This window comes from Acrocarpospora sp. B8E8 (assembly GCF_039871605.1).
Taxonomy (GTDB): domain Bacteria; phylum Actinomycetota; class Actinomycetes; order Streptosporangiales; family Streptosporangiaceae; genus Acrocarpospora; species Acrocarpospora macrocephala.
The window spans coordinates 171,576-181,369 of record NZ_JBDPLV010000012.1 but is presented as its reverse complement, the minus strand read 5'-3'; the positions used below and the strand labels follow the sequence as shown (position 1 = coordinate 181,369).

Genomic DNA, 9,794 nt, shown 5'->3' with positions numbered 1-9,794 from the left:
CCGATGGTGCCCAGGGTGAGTGTGATCCTCATGGGTCAGGAGTTTGCCACCATGAAGCTCGCGCAGTGTTCACCGATCATCATGCTGGGGGCGTTCGTGTTGCCGCCGACGATGCTCGGCATGATCGACGCGTCGGCGACGCGGAGCCCTTCGACGCCCCGGACCCGGAGGGCGGGGTCGACGACGGCGCGCTCGTCGGAGCCCATCCGGCAGGTGCCGACCGGGTGGTAGACGGTGGTCGCGCGGTTGGGCACCTCGTCCTTGAGGGCGGCGCGGTCCGGGTAGTCCGGGCCGGGGGAGATCTCCCCGCCGACCCCGTCGGCGATGATCTTGTTGGCCATGACCTCGCGGATCAGGTCGATCCCGTCCAGGAGCAGCCTGCTGTCGTCGGGGTCGTGGAGGTAGGCCGGGTCGATGATCGGCGCGGCGGCCGGATCGGCGGAGGCCAGCCGGAGCGTGCCCCGGCTCTTGGGGTAGATCAGCGTGGCCAGCAGCGTGAGGGACGGGCGCGGGTCCACCTTGTGCCGGATGGGCGCGTCCTGGTTCGGGCCGGGGTACCCCCACGGAAGCGCGTGAATCTGGAGATCCGGCACATCCCCGGCCTGCGAGCTGCGGACGAATCCGACGCCTTCGAAGACGCTGCGGCTCACCCACGTCCCGCCGCGCAGCGTCTCTTTGATCATTCCCGCCGCGAAGTACGGCGCCGTGCCCCGGTTGCGCGCCGACTTCATGAGGAAACTCATCGGTACGAACATGTGATCGTGCAGGTTGTCCCCGACGGGAAGATCGGCGACCACCTCGATCCCGTGCTCCCGCAGATGCGCGGCCGGTCCGACCCCGGAGAGCATCAGCAACTGCGCGGAACCGAAGGCGCCCGCCGTGAGGATCACCTCCCGGGTGGCCCGGATCATCCCCGTTCCGGACTTCCCGGCGACCTCCACCCCCGTCGCCCGGCCGTTCACGATCACGACCCGCGTCACCAGGCAGCCCGTCGTGACGGTGAGGTTGGGCAGGCCGTGATCGTCCAGATATCCGACCGACGAGCTGTACCGCAGGCCGCCGTGCGCGCTCTGCTGGAACAGCGCCGCGCCCTCCTGCGACTCCCCGTTGTAGTCGTCGTTCCGCTTCACGCCCGCCGTGTCGGCCAGCGCCTCGATGAACGCCTGCGTCGCCGGCGTGATGTCCTTCGCCCGGGTCACCCGGATCGGCCCGCCGCCCCCGCGCAACTCGCTCGCGCCGTCCTCCCAGCTCTCCATCCGCTTGAAACTGGGCAGCACATCGGCATAACCCCACCCCGCGCAGCCGTCCGCCGCCCAGTCGTCGTAGTTCTGCCGGTTTCCCCGTACGAACACCATGCCGTTGATCGACCCGGACCCGCCGAGCACCCGCCCCCGCGTCTGCGGTATCTCCCGCCCGAGCGCGTCCATCTGCGGAGCGCTGTAATACCCCCAGTCGAGCCGCTTCTTCAACTGCGGCACACTGTGAAAGACCGCGATCAGCCCCGGCTTCCGCACCCACATCGTGCGATCCGACCCGCCCGCCTCCAGCAGGATCACACTCGCCCCTGCTTCGGCCAGCCGCCTGGCCAGCACACACCCGGCACTCCCGGCCCCCACCACGACGTAGTCAGCGCTCAGATCCATGCATTCCCTCGCAGCGGAAGCCCTCGACCGCAAATCCACGGCCAGCGTGAATGTACTCCACCATGCAAACGCTTGGTCAATACCACCGCACCTCTATTTGCCGATCAGTGACCAGTGGGCAGCTTCAGGAGGCAAAATCAGCAGTTCGGAGGAGTCGCAGATGATCAACCTCACGGGAGAGAGGTCGCCCTTGCTCTCAGCATTGCCAAGTCACCGCGAGATGAGGGGCGACGCTCCGGACTTCAAGGAGTTCCTCTTGGCGGATCCCGACTGGGATGACGATCTCGACTTCCCTCGGGCACAAGACGTGCCACGAGAAACGGACCTGGGCATCACCTGACCGTGGTGGGGGTGGTGTTTGTGGGCATTACCAGGGGGATGGGGTTCGATGTGGGAGAGCGGCATGGTTGATGTGGGGTTGGTTGAGTTCTATCGGGACAACGGTTATCTGCTCGTCAAGGGGCTGCTGGGGAAGGGGGAGGCGGCGGCGTATCGGGATGAGTGTCATGGGGTGTTGGGGCGGTTGCGGAAGACGGATCCGACGTGGGGGAGTGCGCGGGAGCTGGCGGGTGGGCCGACCGAGTTGCGGCACTGTCATGATGCTCAGTTCTATTCGGCGGCGTTCGCGAGGTTGATGGTGGATCCGCGGTTCACCGATGTGGCGGCGGCGGTGCTGGGGACCGAGAACGTGCAGTTGCATCACACGAAGATCTTCGTGAAGCCGGCGGAGAAGGGGTCGCCGTTTCCCATGCATCAGGACGCCGCTCACTTTCCGCACGCGACGGACGCGGTGGGGGCGGCCATCTTCCACTTCGACGACGCGCCCGAGGAGAAGGGCTGCGTCCGGGTGATGCCGGGGAGCCACAAGCGCGGAATCCTGCCGCATGTGGAGGAGGGCGGCTGGCATCTTCCGCTTGACCAATGGCCGCTCGAAGCCGCGGTTCCGATCGAGGCGGAGGCCGGGGATGTGCTGTTCTTCAGCTACCTCACCGTGCACGGCTCGGGGATCAACTCGGCGGACGAGGCGCGCACCACCTGGCTGGTCCAGTTCCGCGATCCGGAAGCGCTGCCCGTCGACGACGTCCATCGTTCCCGGGGACAGGGCATGATGCTGCGCGGCATCGACCCGGCGATGCGACTCACCTGAGACCGATGTCCGGTTCCTCCGGATGGCTCCGACGTCACTGGTGAGAAGGCCCCCGGCGAAGGAGAGACGATGAAATACATGATCATGCTGTACGGATCCCAGCAGGACTACGACGCGATGACCGGCCAGAGCGAGTCCACCTGGACCCCCGAGGACTTCGGCGCGATGCACGCCTTCATGGCGAAGTGGAACAACGACCTGGTCGAATCCGGCGAATTCGTCGACGGCCAGGGCTTGGCCGCTCCCGTGCACACGCGCCGGATCTCCCTCCAGAACGGCGTCCCGGTCGTGACGGACGGGCCGTACCCGGAGACGCAGGAGGTTCTCGCCGGTTACACGATCGTCGACTGCGCGAGCTTCGACCGGGCGACCGAGATCGCCGCCCAGCTGACGAAAACGCCGCACCCGGCCGACGATGACCGAGTGTTCTACGCCGATATCCGGCCCATCGTCGACGGAGCCGGCGAGCTTCTTTGATGGAGCACGAGGTCGAGGACCTGCTGCGGCAGTGCGCGCCGCGGGTCCTCGGCGCGCTCGTCCGGCGTTACGGACATTTCGACGCAGCCGAGGACGCGGTCCAGGAAGCTCTCCTGGCCGCCGCCGTCCAGTGGCCGAAAGAGGGACTCCCGGACAACCCGCAGTCCTGGCTGATCACGGTCGCCTCCCGCCGGTTGACCGACCTGCTCCGCGCCCAGCAGGCCCGCCAGCGCCGCGAGGAGACCGTAGCCCAATGGACGCTGCAGGACGCGGACCGGCCGGTGGAGGATTCCGACGACACGCTCATCCTGCTGTTCCTGTGCTGCCACCCGTCGCTGTCGGCGGCCTCCCAGATCGCGCTCACCCTGCGCGCCGTCGGCGGCCTGACCACCGCGGGGATCGCCCGCGCGTTCCTGGTGCCGGAATCGACGATGACCCGGCGCATCACCCGGGCCAAGCAGCGCATCAAGGACAGCGGGCTCCCCTTCCGCATGCCGTCAGATTCGGACCCTGCCGAACGGCTCGGCGTGGTCCTGCACGTGCTCTACCTGATCTTCAACGAGGGGTACACGACCACATCAGGGCCCACGCTGCACCGGCGGGAACTCTCCGCCGAGGCCATCCGGCTGGCCCGCCTGGTCCACCGGCTGCTCCCCGAGGACGGCGAGGTGGCCGGTCTGCTGGCCCTGATGCTGCTCACCGACGCGCGCCGGCCCGCCCGCAGCGGCCCCGACGGCTCGCTCATCCCCATGGCCGAGCAGGATCGAAGCCGCTGGGACGCCGGGCTCATCGCCGAGGGCGTACGCCTGATCAGCGACGCCCTCCCGCGCGGCGCGACCGGCCCCTACCAGCTGCAGGCGGCCATCGCCGCCGTCCACGACGAGGCCGAAAGCGCGGAAACCACCGACTGGCCCCAGATCATGGCCCTGTACGGCGTGCTCCTGCGCATATCCCCCAACCCCATGGTCGCCCTCAACCACGCCGTCGCGGTGGCCATGGTCCACGGCCCGCAAGCCGGTCTGACCCTGCTGGCCGACCTCGACGACCAACTCGCCGACGACCACCGGCTCCACGCGGTCCGCGCACACCTGCTGGAGATGGCCGGAGACCGTACCGCCGCACGGGCGTGTTACCTCGCGGCCGCCCGGCGCACGATGAGCCTGCCCCAGCAGCGGTATCTGCACGCGCGCGCCGCCCGGCTAGCCCAGGGAAGCGGCCCGGGATGACGTCCATCCCGGGCCGCCGCCCGCTCAGCCGGCCGTCCGCTCCACGGGAATCCAGAGCTCCGCGTCCGCCTGCGTTCCGTCCTCCGACAGCCGCGTGCTCAGGAGCGTGGGCCCCGGCATGCTCTGGTACGGATTGGACGGGAACCACTGGGTGTACACATCCCGCCACATGTACTGAAGTGAATGCGGGAACGGCCCCGAGTTCTCGAAGACCGCCCATGTCCCGGCGGGCACGGTGAGGGACTCCAGGTCGTCGGGTGTCGGCGCGGTGGTCGCCGCCGCGTGGTAGTAGTCGAGTTCGGTGCCCTCCGCGCGGCTTTCGTCCGCGTCGTCGGTGATGCCGAGGATGCCGTGCGGCTCCTGGTCGGACAGGTCCGCTATTCGGTTGATGGTCTCCTTGCCGAGGCCGCGGATGAACGCGACGATCGCGGGGTTCATGCCCTCGTGCACCAGGGGGACGCGGGCCTTCTTCCCGACCACCTTGAATGTCTCCTTCTCCACAAGCCGGTATCGCATGCTGCTGCTCCCTTCGACGATGAGGCGGAAGGACATGCGTGGCTGGGCGTTCAGTGCCGCGCCGGTGCGCCGGGCCGCGCCGGGGCCGACGCCGTGCATGGCGCGGAACGCTCGGGCGAACGCTTCGCCCGAGCCGTAGCCGTAGCGCACGGCGATGTCGAGCAGCGTGCGGTCGCCCGCCAGCACCTCGGCCCCGGCGACGGTGAGCCGCCTGCGGCGGATGTACTCCGACAGCGGGAACCCGGCCAGCGCCGAGAACATCCGCCGGAAGTGATACTCCGAGGTGACCGCGATCCGCGCGAGATCCGCCATCTCGATCGGCTGATCGAGATGCCGCTCGATGTGGTCCATGGCCTGGTTCAACCGGTCCAGCACTAGAGCGCCCTTCCTTCCTTCCGATCACCACGCTAGGGAGCACCCAGCCTGCCGCACCCGACATCCTGTGCCCGTACGGGTCGGGTCCCCGGGGGCGAAAGTTCAGCCTCAACGCAGCCCGCGCAGCACGCGCGAGAGGTCCGCCAGAGTACGGACCTCCGCCAGCCGCCAACCCGATACGCCGTCGATGGGTGAAGGAAACCACGCGGAAGGATCGTGCGCGACCGGAGCCGCGCACGATCCCCGTACGCCGTTGAGCGTGAAACCGCTCGGCGGCGTGAACGGACTAGCCGACCCGCCGAAGCCGACGAACGTCTGCACGCCCGGCCCGATCACCGCGTTGTACGCCGCCGGGGTGATCGTCCCGGTTCCGCCACTACGGGTCATCACCCCGTTGAACGTGCTGCCCACGGTCGCCGTCGCGGGCAGGGCGAAGCCGATCGTCCACCCGTTCGTGGCCGCGGGCGTCGTGTTGACGATCGTGACCACGGCCTGGAATCCCGGGCTGAACGTGATGACCTGAATCCGGCTGGACAGGCGTGAGGTGCGGGTGGCTCAGCGGGTCGCGCGGCGTTTGGTCCAGACGTCGAAGGCGACGGCGGCGAGGAGGACGATGCCCTTGACGAGCATGACCCGCTCGCTCGGGGAGCCGATCAAGGACATGCCGTTGTTGATGACACCCATGATGAGTCCGCCGGTGATGGCGCCGACGACCTTCCCGACCCCGCCCTGGACAGCGGCGCCGCCGATGAAGGCGGCGGCGATGGCGTCGAGTTCGAAGGCGTTGCCGGCCGTCGGGCCCGCCTGGTTGAGGCGGCCGGCGAAGATGACACCGGCCAGGGCGGCGAGCACGCCCATGTTGACGAAGATCCAGAAGACGACCTGTCTGACGTTGATGCCGGAGAGCTGGGCGGCCTGCAGGTTGCCGCCGATGGCGTAGATCTGGCGGCCGAAGACGGCGCGGGTGGTGAGGAGGGAGTAGGCGAGGACGAGGAGCGCGAGCAGGACCAGGACCCAGGGGAGGTTCTTGAAGCGCGCCAGCTGCACCACCACCACGACGACGACCGCGGCGGCGGTGAGGAGCTTGAGGAGGAAGACGGCGAAGGGCTCCACGGACTGGTGGTAGCCGAGCCGGGCGGTGCGGGCGCGCCATTGCGCGGTGACCATGCCGGTGATGACCAGGGCGCCGATGATCAGGCTGAACAGGTCGGCGCCGCCGAGCGGGCCCAGGCCGATGTTGCCCAGATAGCCGTCGGTGAAGCCGTTGGACAGCGTCCGTACCGGATCGGGGAAGGGCCCGATGCCCTGGTTGCCGAGGACGGTGAGGGTGAGGGCGCGGAACAGGAGCATTCCGGCGAGGGTGACGATGAAGGCGGGGATGCCGTAATAGGCGATCCAGTAGCCCTGCCAGGCGCCGATGACGCCGCCCGCGATCAGCGTGAGGACCAGGGCGAGCGGCCAGGGGAGGCCGTATTCGACCATCAGGACGGCGGCGATCGCACCGGTGACGGCGACCACCGAGCCGACCGACAGGTCGATGTGCCCGGCGATGATGATCAGAATCATGCCGATGGACAGGATGAGGATGTAGGAGTTCTGGACGATGATGTTGGAGATGTTCTGCGGCTGGAGCAGGGCGCCGTCGGTCAGTATCGAGAAGAGCACGACGATCAGGGCGAACGCGATGTATATGCCGCTCTGGCGGATGTTCAGCGACCTGCCGAGCAATGAAGCGGTCATCGGGACTGTTCCTTGGTCATCAGTTGCATGAGGCGTTCCTGGGTGGCGTCGGCGCGCGAGAGCTCACCGGTGATGCGGCCCGCCGACAGGGCGTAGACGCGGTCGCAGAGGCCGAGGAGTTCCGGCAGCTCCGAGGAGATGACCAGCAGGGCCTTTCCGGCGTCGGCCAGCCGGTTGATGATCGAATAGATCTCGTACTTGGCGCCGACGTCGATGCCGCGGGTCGGCTCGTCCAGGATCAGCACGTCCGCGTCCGTGAAGATCCACTTGGACAGCACGACCTTCTGCTGGTTGCCGCCGCTGAGCTTGCCGGTGACGCTGAGCACGCTGGGCGCCTTGATGTTGAGGTCCCGGCGGTACTGTTCGGCGATCCGGTACTCCTCGTTGTCGTCGACCCAGCCGCGCCGGGCCAGCTTGCCCAGGTCGGCGGCGGAGACGTTGCGCTTGATGTCCTCGATCAGGTTGAGGCCGTAGCGTTTGCGGTCCTCGGTGGCGTACGCGATGCCGTGCCGGATGGCGTCCCGCACCGTGCGGATGTCGACCTCGCGGCCGTCGCGGTAGATACGGCCGGAGATGTTCGTCCCGTACGCGCGGCCGAAGACGCTCATCGCCAGTTCGGTGCGGCCCGCGCCCATCAGCCCGGCCAAGCCGACGATCTCGCCGCGGCGGATCGACAGGGTGGCGCCGGCGACGACGGCGCGGCCGCGCTGGACGGGGCTGTGCACGGTCCAGTCCTCGATGCGCAGGGCTTCGGGGCCGATGTCGGGAACGCGCGCCGGGAAACGGTGTTCCAGGTCGCGGCCGACCATGCCGGCGATGATGCGGTCCTCGGTGACCTCGTCGGTGGCGAGGGCGAGTGTCTCGATCAACCGGCCGTCGCGGAGGATGGTGATCGAGTCGGCGATCGAGGCGACCTCGTTCAGCTTGTGGGAGATGATCACGCAGGTGACGCCCTCGGCGCGCAGGCCGCGGAGCAGGTCGAGCAGGTGCGCGGAGTCCTCGTCGTTGAGCGCCGCGGTCGGCTCGTCCAGGATGAGCAGCCGGACCTCCTTGGCCAGCGCCTTGGCGATCTCGACCAACTGCTGCTTGCCGACGCCGATGTCGGCCACCGTGGTCACCGGGTTCTCCCGCAGGCCGACCCGGTCCAGGAGCCGGGCGGCCTCGTGGTTGGTGCGGTTCCAGTCGACGAGACCGCGCCTGGCCCGCTCGTTGCCGAGGAAGATGTTCTCCGCGATCGACAGCTGCGGGCAGAGCGCGAGCTCCTGGTGGATGATGACGATCCCGCGCCGCTCGCTGTCGCGGATGTCGGAGAACCGGCACGGGGCGCCGTCGAAGGTGATCTCGCCCTCGTACGAGCCGTGCGGATACACCCCCGACAGGACCTTCATCAGCGTCGACTTGCCGGCGCCGTTCTCCCCGCAGATCGCGTGGATCTCCCCCCGGCGCACCGACAGGTTCACATCCTGCAGCGCCCGTACGCCGGGGAAGGTCTTGGTGATCGCGCGCATGCGCAGGATGTCATCGCTCATCCGAGCTGGGCGGCCGTGTAGTAGCCGGTGTCGATCAGCGCCTGCTGGTAGTTGCTCTTGTCCACGATGATCGGTTCGAGCAGGAAGGACGGCACGACCTTGTTGCCGTTCTCGTAGTCCTTGGTGTTGTTCACCTCGGGCGTGCCGCCCTTGAGCAGGGCGTCGGTCATCTTCACCGTGACGTCGGCGAGCTGACGGGTGTCCTTGTGGATCGTCGAATACTGCTCGTCCGCGATGATCGACTTGACCGAGGCCAGCTCGGCGTCCTGCCCGGTCACGATCGGGTACGGCTGCCCGGACGTGCCGTAGCCATTGCTCTTCAGCGCCGACAGGATCCCGATCGACAGCCCGTCGTACGGGGAGAGCACGCCCGCCACCTGGTCGCCGCCGCTGTAGGTCTTGGTGAGGATGTCCTCCATGCGCTTCTGCGCGGTGGCCGGGTCCCAGCGCAGGATGGCGACGGTCTTGAAGTCGGTCTGCCCGCTCTTGACGACCAGGGTGCCCTTGTCGATGTGCGGCTGGAGTATCGACATCGCGCCGTTGAAGAAGAAGGTGGCGTTGTTGTCGTCGGGGGAACCGGCGAACAGTTCGATGTTGAACGGGCCTTTCGCGTCGCCCGCGGAGCCGTCGGCGTTGACCACTTTGAGGCCCGTGAGCAGGGAGGTGGCTTGCTGCACGCCCACCTTGAAGTTGTCGAAGGTGGCGTAGTAGTCCACATTCGGGCTGTTGCGAATCAGCCGGTCGTACGCGATGACCGGGATCTTCTTGTCCGCCGCCTCCTGCAGCTGGGTGGTGATGGCCGTCCCGTCGATCGACGCGATGATCAGGAGCTTGGCGCCCTTGGTGATCTGGTTCTCGATCTGGTTGACCTGGGTGGGGATGTCGTTCTCCGCGTACTGCAGGTCGACCTGGTAGCCCAGTTTCTCCAGCCCGGCCTTGACGTTGTCGCCGTCGTGGATCCAGCGCTCGGAGGACTTGGTGGGCATGGTGACGCCGACCAGCGCGCCCGCGTTACCGGCCGAGGCGGCGGCGGAGGCTTCCTGGTCCACGGTCTTCTCGCTGGAGCCGCAGGCGGCGAGGCCGAGGGCCAGGGCGAGGATGGCGGCTATTCGTGCCAGGGGGGAGGTGGCAATCATGAAAA

Annotated in this window: 10 protein-coding genes; 4 read left to right on the top strand and 6 right to left on the bottom strand. The window is 68.0% G+C overall.

Features of this window, described 5'->3' with window-relative positions; genetic code table 11:
* Positions 1–35: 35 nt before the first annotated feature.
* Positions 36–1,643 carry an FAD-dependent oxidoreductase gene (locus tag ABGB08_RS14215; RefSeq protein ID WP_347590232.1) on the bottom strand — a complete coding sequence of 536 codons (1,608 nt, stop codon included), beginning with the start codon at positions 1,641–1,643 and terminating at the stop codon, positions 36–38.
* A gap of 160 nt (positions 1,644–1,803) precedes the next feature.
* Here ABGB08_RS14215 and ABGB08_RS14210 point away from each other — a divergent pair, with 160 nt between their 5' ends.
* The 4 genes from ABGB08_RS14210 (at position 1,804) to ABGB08_RS14195 (ending at position 4,493) form a co-directional block, all read left to right on the top strand.
* Complete coding sequence (locus ABGB08_RS14210; RefSeq protein ID WP_347590230.1) at positions 1,804–1,983, top strand: hypothetical protein; 180 nt, start codon at positions 1,804–1,806, stop codon at positions 1,981–1,983.
* A gap of 63 nt (positions 1,984–2,046) precedes the next feature.
* Positions 2,047–2,790: a phytanoyl-CoA dioxygenase family protein gene (locus ABGB08_RS14205; RefSeq protein ID WP_347590228.1), complete on the top strand. Its 744-nt coding sequence runs from the start codon at positions 2,047–2,049 to the stop codon at positions 2,788–2,790.
* A gap of 69 nt (positions 2,791–2,859) precedes the next feature.
* Positions 2,860–3,267 carry a YciI family protein gene (locus ABGB08_RS14200; RefSeq protein WP_347590226.1) on the top strand — a complete coding sequence of 136 codons (408 nt, stop codon included), beginning with the start codon at positions 2,860–2,862 and terminating at the stop codon, positions 3,265–3,267.
* Positions 3,267–4,493, top strand: a complete 1,227-nt coding sequence (locus ABGB08_RS14195) for a sigma-70 family RNA polymerase sigma factor (protein WP_347590224.1) — start codon at positions 3,267–3,269, stop codon at positions 4,491–4,493. Before ABGB08_RS14200 ends, ABGB08_RS14195 begins: the two co-directional genes overlap by 1 nt.
* A 24-nt stretch (positions 4,494–4,517) precedes the next feature.
* Here ABGB08_RS14195 and ABGB08_RS14190 read toward each other — a convergent pair whose 3' ends face one another.
* From ABGB08_RS14190 to chvE, 5 genes are all read right to left on the bottom strand, one after another.
* Positions 4,518–5,384 carry an AraC family transcriptional regulator gene (locus ABGB08_RS14190; protein ID WP_347590222.1) on the bottom strand — a complete coding sequence of 289 codons (867 nt, stop codon included), beginning with the start codon at positions 5,382–5,384 and terminating at the stop codon, positions 4,518–4,520.
* 108 nt (positions 5,385–5,492) lie between these two features.
* A complete protein-coding gene (locus ABGB08_RS14185) occupies positions 5,493–5,900 on the bottom strand; it encodes a cellulose binding domain-containing protein (RefSeq protein WP_347590296.1) in 408 nt (135 codons plus the stop codon).
* A gap of 39 nt (positions 5,901–5,939) precedes the next feature.
* A complete protein-coding gene (gene mmsB / locus ABGB08_RS14180) occupies positions 5,940–7,124 on the bottom strand; it encodes a multiple monosaccharide ABC transporter permease (RefSeq protein ID WP_347590220.1) in 1,185 nt (394 codons plus the stop codon).
* Positions 7,121–8,653 carry a multiple monosaccharide ABC transporter ATP-binding protein gene (mmsA, locus tag ABGB08_RS14175; protein ID WP_347590218.1) on the bottom strand — a complete coding sequence of 511 codons (1,533 nt, stop codon included), beginning with the start codon at positions 8,651–8,653 and terminating at the stop codon, positions 7,121–7,123. Before mmsA ends, mmsB begins: the two co-directional genes overlap by 4 nt.
* Positions 8,650–9,789 (bottom strand): multiple monosaccharide ABC transporter substrate-binding protein, encoded by a 1,140-nt coding sequence (gene chvE, locus ABGB08_RS14170; protein ID WP_155359158.1) that lies wholly within the window; start codon positions 9,787–9,789, stop codon positions 8,650–8,652. The genes mmsA and chvE overlap by 4 nt, the downstream gene beginning before the upstream one ends.
* Positions 9,790–9,794 lie beyond the last annotated feature (5 nt).